Below are 20,486 nucleotides of genomic sequence, written 5' to 3' on the forward strand. Positions count from 1 at the left end.
CCATCGTCGCGGACGTGCGACCACCCCTGATCCGGCAAGTCATGCCAAGGCGCGCTTCCACGCGTCGCGATCCGGCACGTCTTCGCAGGTCACAGTGGGTGCACCTTGCCTGAAACCGCATCCCCTGCAGCCGCCGAGAAGGACGTATCACCATGGCCGCCACTCCGGAACGCCCCGCCACGACCCGCCGCAAGGCCGGACGCCACCGCGGCGAGGGGCAGTGGGCCGTTGGTCACTTCACTCCGCTCAACGGCAATGAGCAGTTCAAGAAGGACGACGACGGTCTCAATGTGCGGACACGCATTGAGACGATCTACTCCAAGCGCGGCTTCGACTCGATCGACCCCAATGACCTGCGCGGACGGATGCGCTGGTGGGGCCTCTACACCCAGCGCAAGCCCGGCATCGACGGCGGCAAGACCGCGGTCCTGGAGCCGGAGGAGCTGGACGACAAGTACTTCATGCTGCGCGTGCGCGTGGACGGCGGCCGGCTGACCGTCGCGCAGCTCCGCGCCATCGGCGAGGTCTCCGAGCAGTACGCCCGCGGCACCGCGGACATCACCGACCGGCAGAACATCCAGCTCCACTGGATCCGCATCGAGGACGTCCCCGCCATTTGGGAGAAGCTCGAGAGCGTCGGGCTGTCCACGACCGAGGCATGCGGCGACTGCCCACGTGTGATCATCGGCTCCCCGGTAGCCGGCATCGCCGCCGACGAGATCATCGACGGCACCCCGGCCGTGAACGAGATCCACGAGCGCTACATCGGCAGCAAGGAGTTCTCCAACCTGCCGCGCAAGTTCAAGACCGCGGTCTCGGGATCCCCTGTCCAGGATGTGGTCCACGAGATCAACGACGTGGCCTTCGTGGGCGTGAACCACCCCGAGCACGGCCCCGGCTTCGACCTCTGGGTCGGCGGCGGCCTGTCCACCAACCCCAAGCTCGCCCAGCGCCTGGGCACCTGGGTGCCGCTGGACGAGGTCGCGGACGTCTGGGCCGGTGTCGTCGGCATCTTCCGTGACTACGGCTACCGCCGGCTGCGCAACCGCGCCCGGCTGAAGTTCCTGGTCGCCGACTGGGGCGTGGAGAAGTTCCGGCAGGTGCTGGAGGACGAGTACCTGAAGCGGAAGCTGGTCGACGGCCCCGCGCCCGAGGCGCCCACCTCGAAGTGGCGCGACCACATCGGCGTCCACAAGCAGCAGGACGGCCGCTTCTACGTGGGCTTCGCGCCGCGCGTCGGCCGCGTCGACGGCAAGACGCTCACCAAGCTCGCCGAGCTGGCCGCCGAGCACGGCTCGGACCGCCTCAACACCACCGTCGAGCAGAAGATGATCATCCTCGACGTGACCGAGGACCAGGTCGACTCGCTGGTCGCCGGGCTGGAGGCGCTGGACTTCCAGGTCAAGGCGTCGCCGTTCCGGCGCGGCACGATGGCCTGCACCGGCATCGAGTTCTGCAAGCTGGCCATCGTCGAGACCAAGGGCCGCGGCGCGTCCCTCATCGACGAGCTGGAGCGCCGGATGCCGGACTTCCAGGAGCCGGTCACCATCAACCTCAACGGCTGCCCGAACGCCTGCGCCCGTATCCAGACCGCGGACATCGGTCTCAAGGGCCAGCTCGTCCTGGACGACAACGGCAACCAGGTCGAGGGCTACCAGGTGCACCTGGGCGGCGCGCTGGCCCTGGAGGCCGGCTTCGGCCGCAAGGTCCGCGGCCTGAAGGTCACCGCCGATGAACTCCCCGACTACGTCGAGCGGGTGCTGCGCAACTTCGAGGCGGAGCGCACCGACGGCGAGCGGTTCGCCCAGTGGGCGGCCCGTGCCGAAGAGGGTGCTCTCAAGTGAGTGAGCGCGCCGCTCCGTTCTTCTGCCCTTACTGCGGGGACGAGGACCTGCGGCCTTCGGAGGAAGGCCACGGGGCCTGGGAATGCCGGTCCTGCAGCCGGGCCTTCCGGCTGAAGTTCCTGGGGCTGCTGAGCCCGGGGACCGCCAACTCCCCCGCCACCGACGGAGGTACACAGTGACCACCGCAACCGACGCCCAGCAGACCGCACGCGCCGAAGACCTTCAGGCGCTCGCCGAGCAGGCGGGCCGCGACCTGGAGGACGCCTCGGCGCTGGAGATCCTCAAGTGGGCCGCCGAGACCTTCGGTCCGCGCTTCTGCGTCACCTCCTCGATGGAGGACGCGGTCGTCGCGCACCTGGCCTCGCGGGCCTTCCCCGGCGTGGACGTGGTGTTCCTGGACACCGGCTACCACTTCCCGGAGACCCTCGGTACCCGGGACGCGGTCGCGGAGGTGATGGACGTCAACGTCATCACCCTGAAGCCGCGTCAGACGGTGGCCGAGCAGGACGCCGAGCACGGGCCGAAGCTGCACGACCGCAACCCGGACCTGTGCTGCGCGCTGCGCAAGGTCAAGCCGCTCGAAGAGGGCCTGACGGCGTACGACGCGTGGGCGACGGGCCTGCGCCGGGACGAGTCGCCCACCCGGGCGAACACCCCGGTCGTCGGCTGGGACGCCAAGCGCCAGAAGGTGAAGGTCTCGCCGATCGCGAAGTGGACGCAGGCCGACGTGGACGCCTACGTCACCGAGCACGGCGTGCTCACCAACCCGCTGCTCCAGGACGGCTACGCCTCGGTCGGCTGCGCCCCCTGCACGCGGCGCGTGCTGGAGGGCGAGGACGTCAGGGCCGGCCGCTGGGCCGGCAGCAACAAGACCGAGTGCGGACTGCACGGATAGCGCGGCACGCACGATGACGGACACTCAGGAGATATCCATGACGGGCGCCACGATCTGGCTGACCGGTCTGCCGAGCGCGGGCAAGACGACCATCGCGCACGAACTGGCCGGCAAGCTGCGCGGCGAGGGCCACCGCGTCGAGGTGCTCGACGGCGACGAGATCCGGGAGTTCCTCTCCGCGGGCCTCGGCTTCAGCCGGGAGGACCGGCACACCAACGTCCAGCGCATCGGCTTCGTCGCCGAGCTGCTGGCCAGCAACGGCGTCAAGGCGCTGGTGCCGGTGATCGCACCGTACGCGGACAGCCGGGAGGCGGTGCGCAAGCGCCACCAGACCGAGGGCACCGCGTACCTGGAGGTGCACGTCGCGACGCCCGTCGAGGTGTGCTCCGAGCGCGATGTGAAGGGCCTGTACGCCAAGCAGGCGGCGGGCGAGATCTCCGGGCTGACCGGCGTCGACGACCCGTACGAGGCCCCCGAGTCGCCCGATCTGCGGATCGAGTCGCACACCCAGACCGTGCAGGAGTCCGCGGCGGCGCTGCACGCGCTGCTCACCGAAAGGGGACTGGCATGACGACGGCAACGGCCATCACCGGTACCGGCCCGACCCCGGAGGGCGACGACTCTCCGTACGCGCTGTCCCACCTGGACGCGCTGGAGTCGGAGGCGGTGCACATCTTCCGTGAGGTGGCGGGCGAGTTCGAGCGGCCGGTGATCCTCTTCTCCGGCGGCAAGGACTCCATCGTCATGCTGCACCTGGCGCTGAAGGCGTTCGCGCCCGCGTCATCGACCGAGGTGAGCTGCGCGAGCGCCCCGACGGTACGCGGAACCCGCTGCAGACCGTTCCGCTGCTGGACGCCATCGACAAGGGCCGCTACGACGCGGTCTTCGGCGGTGGCCGCCGGGACGAGGAGAAGGCCCGCGCCAAGGAGCGCGTCTTCTCGCTGCGCACCGAGTTCGGCGGCTGGGACCCGCGCCGGCAGCGCCCGGAGCTGTGGCAGCTCTACAACGGCCGGCACTCCCCCGGTGAGCACGTCCGGGTCTTCCCGCTCTCCAACTGGACCGAGCTGGACGTGTGGCAGTACATCGGCCGCGAGAAGATCGAGCTGCCCGCGATCTACTACGCGCACGAGCGCGAGGTCTTCGCCCGCAACGGCATGTGGCTGGCGCCGGGCGAGTGGGGCGGCCCGAAGGAGGGCGAGCGGGTCGAGAAGCGGCTGGTGCGCTACCGCACGGTCGGCGACATGTCCTGCACCGGCGCGGTGGACTCCGATGCGGCCGACAACGACGCCGTGATCGCGGAGATCGCCGCCTCCCGGCTCACCGAGCGGGGCGCCACGCGGGCCGACGACAAGATGTCCGAGGCCGCCATGGAGGACCGTAAGCGCGAGGGGTACTTCTAACCATGAGCACTGTTACTGACGGCGTCATCGACGCCGGCGCGACCTCGCTGCTGCGGTTCGCCACCGCGGGCTCCGTCGACGACGGCAAGTCCACCCTGGTCGGGCGGCTGCTGCACGACTCCAAGTCGGTCCTTGCGGACCAGCTGGAGGCCGTGGAGCACGCCTCCCGCAACCGCGGTCAGGAGGCGCCGGACCTGGCGCTGCTGACCGACGGGCTGCGCGCCGAGCGCGAGCAGGGCATCACCATCGATGTCGCCTACCGCTACTTCGCCACGCCCCGGCGGCGGTTCATCCTCGCCGACACCCCGGGCCATGTGCAGTACACCCGCAACATGGTCACCGGCGCCTCCACCGCCGAGCTGGCCGTGGTGCTGGTCGACGCCCGCAACGGTGTCGTCGAGCAGACCCGCCGGCACGCGGCGGTCGCCGCGCTGCTGCGCGTCCCGCACGTGGTCCTCGCGGTGAACAAGATGGACCTGGTGGACTACCAGGAGTCGGTCTTCGCGGCCATCGCCGAGGAGTTCACCACCTACGCCGCCTCGCTGGGCGTCCCGGAGATCACCACGATCCCGATCTCGGCGCTGGCCGGGGACAACGTGGTGACCCCGTCGGCGAACATGGACTGGTACGGCGGCCCGACGGTGCTGGAGCACCTGGAGACGGTGCCGGTCACCCACGACCCCAGCGCCGATGTGGCCCGCTTCCCGGTCCAGGTGGTCATCCGGCCGCAGACCGCCGAGCACCCCGACTATCGCGGTTACGCGGGCCAGATCGCCTCCGGCGTGCTGCGCGTCGGCGAGCGCGTGAAGGTGCTGCCCTCGGGCGCCACCTCCACCATCGAGGGCATCGACGCACTGGGCGAGTCGGTGGACGTGGCCTGGGCGCCGCAGTCGGTGACCATCCGGCTCACCGATGACCTGGACATCTCCCGCGGTGACCTGATCGCCCCGGCCGACGCCGCGCCAGCCGTGAGCCAGGACATCGAGGCGACCATCTGCCACGTCGCGGACCGGCCGCTCGTCGAGGGCCAGCGGGTGCTGCTCAAGCACACCACCCGCACGGTCAAGGCAATCGTCAAGGAGATCCGCTCCCGGCTCACGCTGGACGACCTGTCCCAGCACCCGGCGCCGGGCGAGCTGGTCGCCAACGACATCGGCCGGATCAGGGTCCGTACCGCCGAGCCGCTGCCGGTGGACGCCTACGCGGACTCCCGGCGCACCGGCTCGTTCCTGCTCATCGACCCGTCCGACGGTACGACGCTGACCGCCGGCATGGCCGGTACCGCGTTCGCCGAGGACGCCGAGGCGGCCCGCGCCCAGCAGGCGGCCGACGACGAGGGCTGGGACTTCTAGTCATGGCGGGCGAGGCGTTCTCGACGTTCGCGAAGGAGGGCGGCCGGATCGGCAGCGGCGCCCTCGGCAGCGGGCAGGGCGGAGTCGGCCGATGTGTGCGCTGACGCCGCTCCGCTCCGCCCTGCCCGCAGGACCCTTCCGAAGACCACCTGACCTGCCGGGCGCGCCCTAGCCAAGGGGCGCGTACCGCCCGGCCCACCGAGAGGAACCCCTCCCGTGCTGCCTGCCGCTCGCCCCCGCTCCACCGCCCGCCGCCTGCTGGCGGCGGCCGCCGCCGTCCCGCTGCTGATCGGGGCGCTGGGGGCCTGCGGTTACGGCTCCAAGGCGCCGACGACCGGGAACAAGGTCGCCGCCAAGGGCCCGAAGACCGACGGTCTGGACGCGGTGAAGGTCGGGTACTTCGGCAACGTCACACACGCGACGCCGATGGTGGACCGGCAGAAGGGCTTCATTCAGAAGGAGCTGGGCGGCACGCAGGTCAAGCCGTACATCTTCAACGCCGGCCCCTCGGAGATCGAGGCGCTGAACGCGGGGACGATCGACATCGGCTGGATCGGGCCGTCCCCGGCGATCAACGGGTACGTGCAGTCGCACGGCAAGAACCTGAAGATCATCGGCGGCTCGGCGTCCGGTGGCGTCTCGCTCGTGGTGAACCCGAAGAAGATCAAGTCCGAGAAGGACCTGAAGGGCAAGCGGATCGCCACCCCGCAGCTCGGCAACACCCAGGACGTCGCGCTCCTGAACTACCTGCACGAGAAGGGTTACCAGGTCGACCCGGACACCGGTAAGGGCGAGGTCGGGGTCCTCCGGCAGGACAACAAGGAGATCCCGAACACCTTCCGGCAGGGCGGCGTGGACGGCGCGTGGGTGCCCGAGCCGACCGCGTCCAAGCTGGTCGCCGAGGGCGGCCGCACGCTGCTGGACGAGAAGCAGCTCTGGAAGGACGGCAAGTTCGTCATCACGAACATCGTCGTCCGCCAGCAGTTCCTCAAGGAACACCCCAAGGCCGTCGAGGCGGTGCTGCGCGGCTCGGTTCAGACCAACGACTGGATCAAGGGCCACCCGGGCGAGGCCGCCCAGGCGGTCAACGCCTCGCTCGCCGACCCCAAGGTGTCCGGCACCCCGCTGTCCGACAAGGTGCTCAACTCCGCCTTCCGGAACGTCGAGGTCACCGACGACCCGCTGGCCGCCACCCTCAAGGACGAGGCGCGGCACGCGGTCACGTCCGGGCTGCTCAAGAAGCCCGACCTGCACGGCATCTACGACCTCCGGCTGCTCAACAAGGTCCTCAAGGCCGAGGGCAGGCCCCCGGTCGGCGCCGCCGGACTCGGCGCGCAGTAACCGATCGATCCGTACGGTTCCCAGGAGGTGACACCGATGACGACCCCTACTCTCACCCAGCAGGCCGCCACGGCCGGCACGCAGGAGACGGCGGGCTACGCGGCGCGTATCGACCACGTCTCGAAGTCCTTCGGCCGCCCCGGCGCGCAGCAGCACGTACTGGACGACATCACGGTCGATGTCGCGCCGGGCGAGTTCGTCTGCCTCCTGGGCGCGTCGGGCTGCGGCAAGTCCACGCTGCTCAACCTCGTCGCGGGGCTCGACAGGCCGACCGCCGGGAGCATCGACGTGCCCGGCAGCCGCCCGGCCCTGATGTTCCAGGAGCACGCGCTCTTCCCCTGGCTCACCGCCGGCAAGAACATCGAGCTGGCCCTGAAGCTGCGCGGCACGCCGCGCGCCGACCGCCGCGACGAGGCCGAGCGGCTGCTGGAGCTGGTACGGCTGAAGGGCGCATACGGCAAGCGGGTGCACGAGCTGTCCGGCGGTATGCGGCAGCGGGTCGCGATGGCCCGCGCGCTCGCCCAGGACAGCGGACTGCTGCTGATGGACGAGCCGTTCGCCGCGCTGGACGCCATCACCCGTGACGTGCTGCACGACGAGCTGACCCGCATCTGGGAAGAGACGAAGCTCTCCGTCCTCTTCGTCACGCACAACGTCCGCGAGGCGGTCCGGCTGGCCGAGCGCGTCATCCTGCTGTCCTCCCGGCCCGGGCGGATCGCCCGGCAGTGGGAGGTCGACATTCCGCAGCCGCGCCGCATCGAGGACGCCGCCGTCGCCGAGCTCTCCGTAGAGATCACCGAACAGCTCCGTGGGGAGATCCGCCGCCATGGCCAGCACTGAGACCACCACCGAAACCCGCAACGCGGCCGACGCCAAGGCTGCCGACGCACGCGGGAGCGAGACCGCGGGGCTGGAGGCCGGGCTCGACGCGCTGGAGACGCGGGCCGTCAGCCGCCCGCCCGTGCTGCGCACGCTGCTCTCCAAGGTCGTGCCGCCCGTCGTCGCCGTCGTGATCGTGCTGGCCCTGTGGCAGCTCGCCTACCACTTCGAGCTCAAGGCGCACTACCAGCTCCCCAGCCCGCTGGACGTGTGGGGCTCGCTGCGGGAGAAGTGGCTGGAGGGCACGCTCCTCAGCTACGTGTGGGAGTCGGTCTCGCGCGGCGCGCTCGGCTTCGCCGCCTCGCTGGTCATCGGCACGCCGCTGGGCCTGCTGGTGGCCCGGGTCCGCCCGGTGCGCGCGGCGATCGGCCCGATCCTCTCCGGCCTGCAGTCGCTGCCGTCGGTGGCCTGGGTGCCCGCCGCGATCATCTGGTTCGGCATCACCGACGCCACGATCTACGCGGTCGTGCTGCTGGGCGCGGTGCCGTCCATCGCCAACGGCCTGGTCTCCGGTGTGGACCAGATCCCGCCGCTCTTCCTGCGCGCGGGCCGCACGATCGGCGCGACCGGCATGAAGGGCGTACGGCACGTGCTGCTGCCCGCCGCGCTGCCCGGCTACATCTCGGGCCTGAAGCAGGGCTGGGCGTTCTCCTGGCGCTCGCTGATGGCCGCCGAGCTGATCGCCACCTCGCCGGACCTCGGCGCGGGCCTCGGCCAACTGCTGGACCAGGGCCGGGTGGGCTCGGACATGTCCCTCGTACTCGCCGCGATCCTGCTCATCCTGGTCGTCGGCATCGGCATCGAGCTGCTGATCTTCGCACCGATCGAGCGCCGCGTGCTGCGCAGCCGCGGACTGCTTCCCAACGCCCGCTGACACCCCGTCGACCCCGTCGAAGGAAACCACCGCCATGCGACCCCATCTGCTCGCCCCCACCTCCGGCACCGCCTCGGCCGCCGGCCGGTGCGGGCTGCGCGAACGGCCGGCGCTGCTGGTCGTCGCGCACGGCAGCCGGGACCCGCGGCACGCGGCGACCGTCGGCGCGCTGTGCGAGCGGGTCCGGGCGCTCCACCCGGAACTGCGCGTCGAGGTCGGTTACCTGGACTTCAACGCGCCGAGCGTGCCGCAGGTGCTGGAGCGGCTGCACGCGGACGGCGTACGGGAGGTGGTCGCGCAGCCGCTGCTGCTCAACCGCGCCTTCCACGCCAAGACCGACATCCCCTCGGTGCTGCGCGAGACCTGCGCGCGGCTGCCCCGCCTGAGCGTCCAGCAGGCGGCTGTCCTCGGTCCGGCGCCGCTGCTGGTGGGCGCGCTGGAGCGGCGGCTCAGTGAGGCGGGGCTCTCCCCCGCCGACCGTGCCTCGACCGGGGTCGTACTGGCCTCGGCGGGCTCTTCAGACCCGGAGGCGATCGCAGTGATCGCTGAAATCGCGCGGGAGTGGCGGCGTACCACTGGTTGGTGTGCCGTGCGGCCTGCGTTCGCCTCCGCATCCCTTCCCCGTACGGAGGACGCCGTGCGGGAACTGCGGGCGGAAGGCGTGGCGCGGATCGCCGTCGCGCCGTACGTCATCGCGCCGGGCCGGCTGCCGGACCGCATCGTGGCCGGGGCCCGGGAGGCGGGCGCCGACCTGCTCGCCGACGTGCTGGGCCCGGCCCCGGAGCTGGCGCACCTGCTGGCGCTGCGGTACGCGGAGACACTGCGACGGCCGGCGCCGGCGCTGACGGCCTGAGATCCGGTGACTAGCCCTGCCAGTGGGCGGGGCGGACCAGGGACTCGGGCAGCCCGGTTTGCGCGTCGCCCCTGGCCGCGTTGAGCTGGGCCTGGGTGAGGAAGACGGCGCCGGTCAGGTCGGCGCCCCTCAGGTCCGCGTCCCGGAGGTCCGCGCCGATCAGGTCGGCGGAGCGGAGGTCGGCGCCCGACAGGTCAGCCGCGATCAGGCACGCGCCGCGCAGACTGGCGCCCTTCAGGTTCGTGCCCCGCAGCCGGGCGCCGAAGAGGTCGGCGCCGCGGTGGTTCTTCTTCTTGCCGGGGACGGCGTCACGTATCAGCTCCCCGGCGCGCACGAGCAGCGCGTTGACCTCCTGGCGGACCGCCTCGGTGTCCAGCTCCGCCAGCACGTCGGCGGGGCCGAGCGTGAGCCGTTCCAGGTCCTGGGACGCGCGGCGGAGCCCGGCGTGCACCGGCCGGCACTCGGGCCGGTCCAGCACCTCGGTCACGTAGGCGAGCAGCTCGTGGAGCTGCCGCATCACGGGGAAGACGGCGAACATCTGCCGGGCGCTGTCCGGGTTCTGCCGCCAGTCCCGTCCCCCGAACGTCACCTGCGAGACCTTCTGCCCCGCGCCGAAGCAGTCGAAGACCGTGCAGCCGCGGAAGCCCTTGTCCCGGAGCTGTGCGTGGATGCCGCAGCGGAAGTCGGCCCGCAGGTTGGCGCAGGGCGTACCGGCGTCCTTGTCCGCCGCGAAGTCGTTCGACGCGGCGAAGGGCAGCGCGACGCAGCACAGCCCGAAGCACTGTGCGCAGTCCGCCTGGAGGTCGGCTGGGGGCATTCCTGTTCGTTCTCCTGCCACCGGGCGGGCGCGACTCGCTGCCGCGCCCGGGTCGAACTCCCATTCTCCCCCACGGCCTCCGTCTCAGTGCACGCTCAGCGCACCCCGAAGGAATGCACGGTCGTCGTCCGGTAGGTCTGGCCCGGACGCAGCACCGTGGCGGGGAAGGACGGCCGGTTGGGCGAGTCGGGGAAGTGCTGCGTCTCCAGGCAGAGGCCGTCGGCCTGGCGGTAGAGCGCGCCGGAGGTGCCGCGCAGCGTGCCGTCCAGCCCGTTGCCGCTGTAGAACTGCACGCCGGGCTCGGTGGTGGCGATGCCCATGACGCGGCCCGACGCCGGGTCGGCGAGCGTCACGGCGTACTCGGGGGTGGCCGTGACGCCCTTGTCCAGTACGAAGTTGTGGTCGTAGCCGCCGCCGAAGACGAGCTGCTGATGGCCCTGGCGGATGTCCCGGCCGATCGGCTTGGCGCGCCGGAAGTCGAAGGGGGTGCCTGCCGCCTTCGGCAGCTCGCCGGTGGGGATGAGGGTGTCGTCGACGGGGGTGTAGCGGGAAGCCGCGATCCGCAGGGTGTGGCCGAGGACGTCACCGCTGCCCTCGCCCGCCAGGTTGAAGTAGGTGTGGTTGGTGAGGTTGACGACCGTGGCCTTGTCCGTCGTCGCCTCGTACGAGATGCGGAGGTCGCCGCGGCGGTCGAGGACGTAGTCGACGCGGACGGCCAGGGTGCCGGGATAGCCCATCTCACCGTCCGGACTGACGCGCCGCAGAGTGAGACCGCTGCCGTCCCCGCCGGCGTACGGCTCGACGTCCCACACCCGCTTGTCGAAGCCCCGGTCGCCGCCGTGCAGGCTGTTCGGCCCGTCGTTGACGGGCAGGTGGTAGGTCCGGCCGTCGAGGGTGAAGGTGCCGCGCGCGATGCGGTTGCCGTAGCGGCCGATCAGGGCGCCGAAGTACGTGCCCGCGGTGAGATAGGGGGCGAGTTCGCCGAAGCCGAGCGACACGTTGGCCACGCGGCCGTGGCGGTCGGGGATCTCCAGGGTCTGGACGATGCCGCCGTAGGACAGCACGCCGAGCCGGGTGCCGCCGCTCTCCACCGTCCAGCGGTCGACGCGGGTGCCGTCGGGGAGGGTGCCGAAGTGTTCCTTGTGCGGGCGGCCGCCTCGCGCGGCGGGCGCCGCGGCGAAGGCCGGTCCGGCGCCGACGGCGGTCGCCGCGAGCCCGGCGGCCGCCGCGGCCATCACGGTACGTCTGCTGGTCGTCATCGCTGTCTCCTCGGGAAGTCCGGAAGCGTACGGGTCAGGAACCGGCCTTGCGCTTGTTGTAGATGTCGAAGCCGACCGCCGCGAGCAGCACCAGCCCCTTGATGACCTGCTGGTAGTCCGTGCCGATGCCGACGAGCGACATGCCGTTGTTGAGGACGCCGAGGACGAGGCCGCCGATCACGGCGCCCATCACCGTGCCGACGCCACCGCTCATCGAGGCGCCGCCGATGAACGAGGCGGCGATCGCCTCCAGTTCGAAGTTCAGGCCGGCCTGCGTGGTGCCCGCGTTCAGCCGCGCCGCGTACACACAGCCCGCGAGCGCCGCCAGGACGCCCATGTTCACGAACACCAGGAAGGTGACGCGCTTGTCCTTCACACCCGACAGCTTCGCCGCCGCCTTGTTGCCGCCCAGCGCGTACACATGGCGGCCGATCACGGCGTTGCGCATGACGTACCCGAGGGCGAGCAGCAGCGCGCACATCACCAGCATCACGACCGGCACGCCGTGGAAGCTCGCCAGGGTCAGTGTGAAGGCGACGACGGCCGCGGTGAGCGCGACGCACTTGGTGGCCCACAGTCCGGTGGGCAGCACGTCGAGGTCCAGGGCGAGCTGGCGGCGCCGGTCGCGCCACTCGCGCAGCAGCAGGAAGACAACGGCGGCGAGCCCGAGGAGCAGGGTGGGGTTGTGGTACTGGGTGTACGGGCCCATCTCCGGGATGAAGCCCTTGGCGAGGTTCTGGAAGCCCTCGGGGAACGGGGCGAGGGACTGGCCCTCGAGCACGATCTGCGTCAGGCCGCGGAAGAGCAGCATGCCGGCCAGGGTGACGATGAAGGACGGGATGCCGACGTAGGCGATGAAGAAGCCCTGCCAGGCGCCCGCGACCGCGCCGATCAGCAGCGACAGCACCAGTGCCAGGACCCAGGGCACGTCCTGTTTCACCATCATCACCGCCGACATGGCGCCGACGAAGGCGACCAGTGAGCCGACGGACAAGTCGATGTGGCCCGCGATGATGATGATCATCATGCCCATGGCCAGGATCAGGATGTAGCTGTTCTGCTGGATCAGGTTGGAGACGTTGTTCGGCAGCAGCAGCGTGCCGTCGGTCCATATCTGGAACAGCACGACGATGAAGGCCAGCGCGGTGAGCATGCCGTACTGGCGCATGTTGTTCCGCACGCTCTGCACCAGCAGCGCGCCGGCCGAGCGGACGGCGGACGGGACCGCGGTGTCGGAGTCCTTGGGTGGGGTGGTCGTGGTCGTCATCGCGGGCCTCAGCTTCTGTTCATGGTCATCTGGCGCATCAGGACTTCCTGCGTGGCGTCAGCGCGGGCGACCTCGCCGGTCAGCCGGCCCTCGGCCATGGTGTAGATCCGGTCGCACATGCCGAGCAGCTCCGGCAGTTCGGAGGAGATGAAGAGCACCGCCTTGCCCTGTGCCGCGAGCCGGTCGATGACGGTGTAGATCTCGTACTTGGCGCCGACGTCGATGCCGCGGGTCGGCTCGTCGAGGATCAGCACTTCGGGGTCGGCGTGGATCCACTTGCTGAGCACGACCTTCTGCTGGTTGCCGCCGGAGAGCCGCCCCACCTGCTCGAAGACCGTGGGCGCCTTGATGTTCATCGAAGTGCGGTAGCGCTCGGCGACGGACCGCTCGTGGTGTTCGTCCACGGCGCCCCGGCGCGTCATGCCGCGCAGCGAGGCCAGTGAGATGTTCCGGTGGATGGTGTCGATGAGGTTCAGGCCGTACTGCTTGCGGTCCTCGGTGACATACGCGATCCCGGCGGCGATGGCGGCGGGCACGGTCGCGGTGTTCACCTCACGGCCGCCGACCGCCACCGTCCCGCCCTCGTGGATCCCGTACGAGCGGCCGAAGACGGACATCGCGAGTTCGGTGCGGCCCGCGCCCATCAGGCCCGCGATGCCGACGATCTCGCCGCGCCGTACGGTCAGCGACGCGCCGTCGACGACCTTGCGGGTCCGGTCGACCGGGTGCCGCACGCTCCAGTCCCGTACGGTCAGCGCGATCTCCCCGGCGTCCTCTCCCTCGTACTCCGTGCGGTCGGGGAAGCGGTGGTCCAGGTCGCGGCCGACCATGCCGCGGATGATGCGGTCCTCCGACAGCTCCGCCGCGTCTTCGGGGCGCGCCCGTACGGTCAGCGTCTCGATGGTCCGGCCGTCGCGCAGGATCGTCACCGCGTCGGCGATCTCCCGGATCTCGTTGAGCTTGTGGGAGATGATGATGCAGGCGATGCCCTGGTCGCGCAGCTCGCGGATCAGGGCCAGGAGGGTGGCGCTGTCCTCGTCGTTGAGGGCCGCGGTCGGCTCGTCGAGGATGAGCAGCCGCACTTCCTTCGACAGCGCCTTGGCGATCTCGACGAGCTGCTGCTTGCCGACGCCGATGTCGGCGACGGGGGTCTGCGGGTTCTCGCGCAGCCCGACGCGCTTGAGCAGCTTGGCAGCGCCGCTGAGGGTGGTGGGCCAGTCGATGAGGCCGCGCCGGCCCTGCTCGTTGCCGAGGAAGATGTTCTCCGCGATCGAGAGGAAGGGGATGAGCGCCAGCTCCTGATGGATGATCACGATGCCGTGCCGCTCGCTGGCGTTGATGTCCTTGAAGGCCACCGGCTCGCCCTCGAAGCGGATCTCGCCCTCGTAACTGCCGTGCGGGTGCACCCCGCTGAGGACCTTCATCAGCGTCGACTTGCCCGCGCCGTTCTCCCCGCAGATGGCGTGGATCTCGCCGGCCCGCACGGTCAGGGTCACCTCGGAGAGGGCGGTGACCCCGGGGAAGGTCTTGGTGATGCCGCGCATCTCCAGTACGGGACGCTCCGACGTGGCGTCGCGGGCCGTCACTTGAGCTGTCCTGCGGTGAAGTAGCCCTCGTCGACGAGGAGTCCGGTGTTGGACTTGTCGACGGAGACCGGGTCGAGGAGGTAGGCCGGGACGATCCGCTTGCCGTTGTCGTAGTCGGTGGTGTTGTTGACCTGCGGCTTCTTGCCGGTCAGCACCGCGTCGCCCATCTGGACGGCCTGCTTGGCGAGCTTGCGGGTGTCCTTGAACACCGTCTGGGTCTGCTCGCCCCGGATGATGGACTTCACCGAGGCCAGCTCGGCGTCCTGCCCGGTGACGACCGGCAGGTCCTTGCCGCGGTAACCGGCGCTCTTGAGCGCGGAGATGATGCCGATCGACATCCCGTCATACGGCGAGAGGACCGCGTCGACCTTCTCGTCGCCGTAGCTCTTGCTGATGAGGTCGTCCATGCGCTTCTGTGCGATGCCGCCGTTCCAGTCCTGCGTGGTCGCCTGGTTCATCTTCGTCTGCTTGCTGCGCACGACGAGCTGTCCGGAGTCGAAGTAGGGCTTGAGGACCTTCATGGCCCCGCTCCAGAAGTACTTTGTGTTGTTGTCGTTCGGCGAGCCGGCGAACAGCTCGATGCTGTAGTGCTCACTCGCGCCCTTGTCGGGCTTCTTGAGCTTCAACTGGTCGAGGATGTACTGCCCTTGGAGGCGGCCGACCTTCTCGTTGTCGAAGGACGCGTAGTAGTCGACGTAGGGCGTGCCCAGGATGAGCCGGTCGTACGAGATCACGGGGATGCCGGCGTCGTGTGCGCGCTTGAGGACCTCGGTGAGCGCGGAGCCGTTGATCGCCGCGACCACCAGCAGCCGGTGACCCTTGGTGATCATGTTCTCGATCTGGGCGACCTGGTTCTCGACCTTGTCGTCGCCGTACTGGAGGTCGGTCTTGTACCCGGCCTTGCGGAACTGCTCGGCCATGTTCTTGCCGTCGGCTATCCACCGTTCGGAGGACTTGGTGGGCATCGCCAGGCCGATGGTGCCGCCCTTGCCGGTGTCCGGCTTGTAGCGGCTGCCGCCGCGGGCCTCCTGACCGCAGGCGGTGAGCGAGCCGATGAGGAGGACGGCGGCCAGGATGGCGGCTCGTCTGCGGGTGGGCATGGGTGGGGTTCCCTTCGGATGGTGGGGCGGAGCACGCGGCGGCCGGGCCGGGCGGGTTGGTCGTGCCTAGGGGTGCAGCAGTACCTTTCCGGCGCCCGGCGCCATCGCCTCCGCGAAGCCCTCCAGCGGCAGGCGGTGGGTGACCAGGGGCAGCAGGTCCAGCAGTCCGGCGTCGAAGGCGCGCACGGCGTGTGCCCAGGCGGCGGGCGGGGCGCCGAAGACGGTCCGCACCTCGGTCTGGCGGACGACCAGGTCGGTGGGGTCCAGGCCGGTGGCGCCCGGGGCCGGGAGGCCGGTGAGGACCAGCCGGCCGCCGCGGCGGAGCAGTCCGGCCCCGGTGCGGGCCGCGTCGGCCGATCCGGCGGCCTCGATGACCACGTCGAAGTCGTCCGGCAGCGGCTCGTCAGCGGTACGGAAGGAGGTCGCCCCGAAGTCGTGAGCGAGCTTCTCCCGGTCCCGGCCGAGGCCGACCACCAGCAGCTCGGCGGGCGATGCCGCGGCCAGGAACTGTACGGCGATCATGCCGAGCGTGCCCGTGCCGACCACCGCCACCCGCTCCCCCGGCCGCGCTTCGGCCTTCAGCGCCGCGGCCGCGACACAGGCCGCGGGCTCCAGGAGCGCGGCGGCCGTGAGGTCGGCGCCGTCGGCGAGCGGATGCAGCAGCCGGGCGGGCAGCACCAGCGTGTCGGCCATCGCGCCGGGCTGCGTGAACCCGGTCTCCTCGTACCCGGCCGTGCACAGCGTCGTCTCGCCCGCATGGCAGCGGGCGCACACCTGGCAGTTGCGGAAGCCCTCACCGACGGTCTTCCGGCCCAGCAGCGCCTCCGGCACGCCGTGGCCGACCGCCTCGACCGTGCCGGACCACTCATGCCCGGGGACCACCGGGTACCGCACGTACCCCGCCGGGCGCGTGCCCTGGTACAGCTCGCGGTCGCTGCCGCAGACACCGGAAGCGTGCACCCGGACGCGGACCTCGCCGGGGCCCGGCGCGGCCGGCTCGGCCTCTTCGAAGTGGTACGAGCCGGGCGCGTCCAGGACGAGCGCGCGGCCGGTCACCGGCCGGCCCCGGTGGGGTCGCGCTTCTCCCAGCCCTCGGCCCAGAGGTCGAACCGGGCCTGCTGCTGCGGGAATTCGGCGGCGGCGTCGGTGTCCAGCTCGACGCCCAGACCCGGCGCTTCGGAGAGCTGGAAGTAGCCGTCGACGACCTGCGGGGCGCCCTTCACGACCTTCTTGATCTCCGCGTCGGCGAAGTCGTTGAAGTGCTCCAGGATCTTGAAGTTCGGGGTGCAGCCGGCGACCTGGAGGGAGGCGGCGGTGAGCACCGAGCCGCCGACGTTGTGCGGCGCGACCAGCATGTAGTGGGTCTCGGCGGTGGCGGCGAGCTTGCGGGTCTCCAGGATGCCGCCGAGGTGGCCGACGTCGGGCTGGATGATGTCGACGGCCTGCGACTCGAAGAGCTCGCGGAATTCGATGCGGTCGTGGATGCGCTCGCCGGTGGCGACCGGGATGTCGACCTTGGCGGCGACCTTCTCCAGCGCCTTGAGGTTCTCCGGCGGTACCGGCTCCTCCAGCCACGCGGGCTTGAAGGGCGCCATCTCGTGGGCCAGCCGGACGGCGGTGGCCGGGCTGAAGCGGCCGTGCATCTCCAGCATCAGCTCCCGCTCGGGACCGATCGCGTCCCGTACCGCCTCGATCAGCGAGACCGCGTACACGGTCTCCTCGTGGTCGAGTTCGAAGTGCCCGGTGCCGAACGGGTCGATCTTCAGCGCCCGGTAGCCGCGCTCGACGACCGCCTGGGCGGCCTTGTGGTACGCCTCCGGGGTGCGCTCGGTGGTGTACCAGCCGTTGGCGTACGCCTTGACCTTGTCGGTGACCTTGCCGCCCAGCAGCTGCCAGACGGGCACCCCCAGCGCCTTGCCCTTGATGTCCCAGCAGGCCATCTCCACGCACGCGATGCCGGACATCACGATTTCGCCGGCCCGCCCGTAGTCGCCGTACTTCATGCGGCGCACCAGGTCCTCGACGGCGAACGGGTCGGAGCCCGCGATGTGGTTGGCCTCGGCCTCGCGGAGGTAGCCGAGCAGCGCGTCGGTGTGGCCGAGCATGCGGGTCTCGCCGACGCCGGTGAGCCCCTCGTCGGTGTGGACCTGGACGTAGGTCAGGTTGCGCCAGGGCGTCCCGACGACATGAGTGCTGATTCCGGTGATGCGCACGGGAGGTGCCCCTTCACGGCTCGCGGTGTCCGACTGCTTAGCGTTCGAAATTTCGTCACACGTTCGAAATGCTGCGAGATAGGTAATGCCACGACGGGAGCGGTGTCAACGGTCCCCGCAGGATTTCGCGGTCGCGCTCAGAGGTGTTGACGGGGTGACAGGTCGGACGCAATCCTCACTGGGCGATATCCCGAGCAATGTCCGATATCTCGAACAGTCCGTTCCTTCGAACAGCCCGTCAAGGAGCGCACCATGCCCACCACGGCACCCTCGTCCGCATCCGCAGCGCCACGGTCACGGCCGCGAAGACGCGGGCGGCTCACCCTCCTCACCGGGGCGCTGACCCTCGCCCTCGCGGTGCCCGCCCTCGCCGCTCCCCCGGCGGCCGCGGACCCCACCGACTACACCCTGAACGTCGACCCCGCCCACCAGGGCCCGGCCATCGACGACACCCTGTACGGCGTCTTCTTCGAGGACATCAACCGCGCGGCGGACGGCGGCCTGTACGCCGAGCAGGTCCAGAACCGCTCCTTCGAGTACGACCGCGCCGACAACGCCTCCTACACGCCGCTGACCTCGTGGGACACGACCGGCTCCGCGAAGGTGGTGAACGACGACGGCCGGCTCAACGCCCGCAACCGCAACTACCTCTCCGTGGACGGCGGTTCATCCGTCACCAACTCCGGCTACGGCACCGGCATCGCGGTGCGGAAGGGCGAGCGGTACGACTTCTCGGTCTGGGCCCGCACCGGCGAGGCGGCCGGCGCGCCCCTGACCCTCACCCTGCGGGACTCCTCGGGCGAGCTGGCGGCCGCCCGCCGCGTCACCGCGCGGGGCGGCTGGGCGAAGTACACAGCAACCTTCACCGCCTCCCGCACCTCCGCCACCGGCCGGCTCACCGTCGCGTCCGGCGCCCCCGTCGCGCTCGACATGATCTCCCTGTTCCCCCGCGACACCTACAAGGGCCGCGCGAACGGGATGCGCAAGGACCTCGCCGAGAAGATCGCGGCGCTCGACCCGGGCTTCGTGCGCTTCCCCGGCGGCTGCCTGGTCAACACCGGCAGCCACGAAGGGTACGACGAGGCATCCGGCTACCAGCGCAGGCGCTCGTACCAGTGGAAGGACACCATCGGCCCCGTCGAGGAGCGCGCCACCAACGCCAACTTCTGGGGCTACAACCAGTCCTACGGCCTCGGCTACTACGAGTACTTCCAGTTCGCCGAGGACATCGGCGCGATGCCGCTGCCGGTGGTCCCCGCGCTGGTCACCGGGTGCGGCGAGAACAAGGTGACGGACGATCCGGCGCTGCTGAAGCGGCACGTCCAGGACACCCTGGACCTGATCGAGTTCGCCAACGGCCCGGTGACCTCGGAGTGGGGCAGGAAGCGGGCCGCGATGGGCCACCCGAAGCCCTTCCACCTCACACACCTGGAGGTGGGCAACGAGGAGAACCTCCCCGACGCGTTCTTCGCCCGCTTCAAGGAGTTCCGCGCCGCCATCGAGGCCAAGTATCCGGACGTCACCGTCATCAGCAATTCGGGCCCCGATGACAGCGGCACCATCTTCGACCGGGCCTGGCAGCTCAACCGCGATGCCAAGGTCGACATGGTCGACGAGCACTACTACAACAGCCCGCAGTGGTTCCTCGAGAACAACGAGCGCTACGACTCCTACGACCGCAACGGCCCCAAGGTCTTCCTCGGCGAGTACGCCTCCCAGGACAACCGCTTCGGCAACGCACTGTCCGAGGCCGCGTACATGACCGGCCTGGAACGCAACGCCGACGTCGTCAAGCTCGCCTCGTACGCCCCGCTGCTCGCCCGCACCGACTCCGTGCAGTGGCGCCCCGACATGATCTGGTTCGACGGACAGCGGTCCTGGGGCTCGGCGAACTACGAGGTCCAGAAGCTGTTCATGAACAACGCCGGCGACCGGGTCGTCCCGAGCACCGCCTCCGGCACCCCGGCCACCACCGCCCCGATCACCGGCGCCATCGGCCTGTCCACCTGGGCGACCAGTGCCGCGTACGACGACGTGACGGTCACCGGCGCGGACGGGAAGACGCTCCTCAGCGACGACTTCTCGAACGGCGACGGCAAGTGGACGAAGGCGGCCGGGCGCGGCACGTGGCAGGTCGAGGACGGCGCATACGTCCAGTCCGACGCCGCGGCCGAGAACACCCTGGTCACCGCGGGCGACCCCGGCTGGCAGAACTACGACCTGCATGTGAAGGCCACCAAGAAGTCCGGCAAGGAGGGCTTCATGGTCGCCTTCGGCGTCAAGGACACCGGCAACCACTACTGGTGGAACCTCGGCGGCTGGGGCAACACCCGCTCCGCCGTGGAGAAGACCACCGGCGGCGCCAAGCAGACGATGGCCGGCACCGAGGACGGCACAAAGATCGAGACCGGCCGGAGCTACGACCTGAAGGTCCAGGTCCGCGGGCGGCAGGTGACGCTCTACCTCGACGGCAAGAAGTGGGGCTCCTTCACCGACGACGCCAAGGCCGAGCCCTTCCGCCAGGTCGTGACCGAGGACAAGAAGACCGGCGAGCTGATCGTCAAGGTCGTCAACGCGCAGGACGCGGCCGCCCGGACGCGGATCGACCTCGGCACCAAGGTCGCCTCGACCGCCCGGCTGACCACGCTCCAGGGCGACCCGGACGCGGTGAACACCGCCGACGCACAGCCGATCGCGCCCCGGCAGTCGACCCTGCGCGGCATCGGCCGCCAGTTCACGCACACCTTCCCCGCCCACTCGGTCACGTTCCTGCGGATCAAGAAGACCGGCTGATCCGCCCACCCGC

17 protein-coding genes and 1 pseudogene are annotated in these 20,486 nt (G+C 70.5%); 11 read left to right on the forward strand and 7 right to left on the reverse strand.

Going from position 1 to position 20,486, the window contains the following annotated elements:
• The first annotated feature begins 152 nt into the window (after positions 1-152).
• The 10 genes and pseudogenes from IG84_RS0124190 to IG84_RS0124240 all read left to right on the forward strand — a co-directional run bounded on the left by IG84_RS0124190 (position 153) and on the right by IG84_RS0124240 (position 9,438).
• Positions 153-1,844, forward strand: a complete 1,692-nt coding sequence (locus IG84_RS0124190; protein WP_031061074.1) for a nitrite/sulfite reductase — start codon at positions 153-155, stop codon at positions 1,842-1,844.
• Positions 1,841-2,023 (forward strand): eL43 family ribosomal protein, encoded by a 183-nt coding sequence (locus IG84_RS0124195; RefSeq protein WP_031061077.1) that lies wholly within the window; start codon positions 1,841-1,843, stop codon positions 2,021-2,023. Before IG84_RS0124190 ends, IG84_RS0124195 begins: the two co-directional genes overlap by 4 nt.
• Complete coding sequence (locus tag IG84_RS0124200; protein WP_031061079.1) at positions 2,020-2,739, forward strand: phosphoadenylyl-sulfate reductase; 720 nt, start codon at positions 2,020-2,022, stop codon at positions 2,737-2,739. Before IG84_RS0124195 ends, IG84_RS0124200 begins: the two co-directional genes overlap by 4 nt.
• A gap of 37 nt (positions 2,740-2,776) precedes the next feature.
• Complete coding sequence (cysC, locus tag IG84_RS0124205; protein ID WP_037800793.1) at positions 2,777-3,310, forward strand: adenylyl-sulfate kinase; 534 nt, start codon at positions 2,777-2,779, stop codon at positions 3,308-3,310.
• A pseudogene (cysD, locus tag IG84_RS38170) lies at positions 3,307-4,139 on the forward strand (sulfate adenylyltransferase subunit CysD). The gene cysC and the pseudogene cysD overlap by 4 nt, the downstream one beginning before the upstream one ends.
• A gap of 2 nt (positions 4,140-4,141) precedes the next feature.
• On the forward strand, positions 4,142-5,491 hold the full coding sequence (locus tag IG84_RS0124215) for a sulfate adenylyltransferase subunit 1 (protein ID WP_031061084.1): 1,350 nt from the start codon (positions 4,142-4,144) through the stop codon (positions 5,489-5,491).
• Positions 5,492-5,710: 219 nt separating this feature from the next.
• Positions 5,711-6,832, forward strand: a complete 1,122-nt coding sequence (locus IG84_RS0124225; protein WP_031061087.1) for an aliphatic sulfonate ABC transporter substrate-binding protein — start codon at positions 5,711-5,713, stop codon at positions 6,830-6,832.
• A gap of 36 nt (positions 6,833-6,868) precedes the next feature.
• A complete protein-coding gene (locus tag IG84_RS0124230) occupies positions 6,869-7,672 on the forward strand; it encodes an ABC transporter ATP-binding protein (RefSeq protein WP_031061091.1) in 804 nt (267 codons plus the stop codon).
• Complete coding sequence (locus IG84_RS0124235) at positions 7,659-8,585, forward strand: ABC transporter permease (RefSeq protein WP_031061094.1); 927 nt, start codon at positions 7,659-7,661, stop codon at positions 8,583-8,585. Before IG84_RS0124230 ends, IG84_RS0124235 begins: the two co-directional genes overlap by 14 nt.
• A gap of 34 nt (positions 8,586-8,619) precedes the next feature.
• Positions 8,620-9,438: a sirohydrochlorin chelatase gene (locus IG84_RS0124240; RefSeq protein WP_078649294.1), complete on the forward strand. Its 819-nt coding sequence runs from the start codon at positions 8,620-8,622 to the stop codon at positions 9,436-9,438.
• A gap of 10 nt (positions 9,439-9,448) precedes the next feature.
• Here IG84_RS0124240 and IG84_RS0124245 read toward each other — a convergent pair whose 3' ends face one another.
• From IG84_RS0124245 to IG84_RS0124275, 7 genes are all read right to left on the reverse strand, one after another.
• Positions 9,449-10,255 carry a pentapeptide repeat-containing protein gene (locus IG84_RS0124245; protein WP_031061103.1) on the reverse strand — a complete coding sequence of 269 codons (807 nt, stop codon included), beginning with the start codon at positions 10,253-10,255 and terminating at the stop codon, positions 9,449-9,451.
• A 95-nt stretch (positions 10,256-10,350) separates the two neighbouring features.
• The gene (locus IG84_RS0124250; protein ID WP_031061106.1) at positions 10,351-11,514 is read right to left on the reverse strand and encodes an aldose epimerase family protein; all 1,164 of its coding nucleotides are present in this window, start codon (positions 11,512-11,514) and stop codon (positions 10,351-10,353) included.
• A 34-nt stretch (positions 11,515-11,548) separates the two neighbouring features.
• Positions 11,549-12,781, reverse strand: a complete 1,233-nt coding sequence (gene mmsB / locus IG84_RS0124255; RefSeq protein WP_031061109.1) for a multiple monosaccharide ABC transporter permease — start codon at positions 12,779-12,781, stop codon at positions 11,549-11,551.
• Between the two features lie 8 nt (positions 12,782-12,789).
• Positions 12,790-14,325: a multiple monosaccharide ABC transporter ATP-binding protein gene (gene mmsA, locus IG84_RS0124260; RefSeq protein WP_037800822.1), complete on the reverse strand. Its 1,536-nt coding sequence runs from the start codon at positions 14,323-14,325 to the stop codon at positions 12,790-12,792.
• 38 nt (positions 14,326-14,363) lie between these two features.
• The gene (gene chvE / locus IG84_RS0124265; protein ID WP_031061115.1) at positions 14,364-15,467 is read right to left on the reverse strand and encodes a multiple monosaccharide ABC transporter substrate-binding protein; all 1,104 of its coding nucleotides are present in this window, start codon (positions 15,465-15,467) and stop codon (positions 14,364-14,366) included.
• A gap of 66 nt (positions 15,468-15,533) precedes the next feature.
• Entirely contained in the window at positions 15,534-16,523 is a 990-nt protein-coding gene (locus IG84_RS0124270; protein ID WP_031061118.1) for a zinc-dependent alcohol dehydrogenase, read from the reverse strand.
• Positions 16,520-17,680 carry a mandelate racemase/muconate lactonizing enzyme family protein gene (locus tag IG84_RS0124275; RefSeq protein WP_031061120.1) on the reverse strand — a complete coding sequence of 387 codons (1,161 nt, stop codon included), beginning with the start codon at positions 17,678-17,680 and terminating at the stop codon, positions 16,520-16,522. The genes IG84_RS0124270 and IG84_RS0124275 overlap by 4 nt, the downstream gene beginning before the upstream one ends.
• A 252-nt stretch (positions 17,681-17,932) precedes the next feature.
• On the opposite strand from IG84_RS0124275, the gene IG84_RS0124280 reads away from it, so the two are divergent.
• Positions 17,933-20,473, forward strand: coding sequence for an alpha-L-arabinofuranosidase C-terminal domain-containing protein (locus IG84_RS0124280; RefSeq protein ID WP_051862315.1), 2,541 nt, complete (start codon positions 17,933-17,935; stop codon positions 20,471-20,473).
• Positions 20,474-20,486: the final 13 nt, after the last annotated feature.

It is taken from the genome of Streptomyces ochraceiscleroticus (genome assembly GCF_000720485.1).
Lineage (GTDB): Bacteria > Actinomycetota > Actinomycetes > Streptomycetales > Streptomycetaceae > Streptomyces > Streptomyces ochraceiscleroticus.

Bases quoted from the DNA above. Each gene is read 5' to 3' on its own strand.
- IG84_RS0124240 (WP_078649294.1), top strand. From the start codon at position 8,620: ATGCGACCCCATCTGCTCGCCCCCACCTCCGGCACCGCCTCGGCCGCC.
- IG84_RS0124190 (WP_031061074.1), top strand. From the start codon at position 153: ATGGCCGCCACTCCGGAACGCCCCGCCACGACCCGCCGCAAGGCCGGA.
- mmsA (WP_037800822.1), bottom strand. From the start codon at position 14,325: ATGCGCGGCATCACCAAGACCTTCCCCGGGGTCACCGCCCTCTCCGAG.
- mmsB (WP_031061109.1), bottom strand. From the start codon at position 12,781: ATGACGACCACGACCACCCCACCCAAGGACTCCGACACCGCGGTCCCG.
- IG84_RS0124245 (WP_031061103.1), bottom strand. From the start codon at position 10,255: ATGCCCCCAGCCGACCTCCAGGCGGACTGCGCACAGTGCTTCGGGCTG.
- IG84_RS0124250 (WP_031061106.1), bottom strand. From the start codon at position 11,514: ATGACGACCAGCAGACGTACCGTGATGGCCGCGGCGGCCGCCGGGCTC.
- IG84_RS0124280 (WP_051862315.1), top strand. From the start codon at position 17,933: ATGCCCACCACGGCACCCTCGTCCGCATCCGCAGCGCCACGGTCACGG.
- IG84_RS0124215 (WP_031061084.1), top strand. From the start codon at position 4,142: ATGAGCACTGTTACTGACGGCGTCATCGACGCCGGCGCGACCTCGCTG.
- cysC (WP_037800793.1), top strand. From the start codon at position 2,777: ATGACGGGCGCCACGATCTGGCTGACCGGTCTGCCGAGCGCGGGCAAG.
- IG84_RS0124230 (WP_031061091.1), top strand. From the start codon at position 6,869: ATGACGACCCCTACTCTCACCCAGCAGGCCGCCACGGCCGGCACGCAG.
- IG84_RS0124235 (WP_031061094.1), top strand. From the start codon at position 7,659: ATGGCCAGCACTGAGACCACCACCGAAACCCGCAACGCGGCCGACGCC.
- chvE (WP_031061115.1), bottom strand. From the start codon at position 15,467: ATGCCCACCCGCAGACGAGCCGCCATCCTGGCCGCCGTCCTCCTCATC.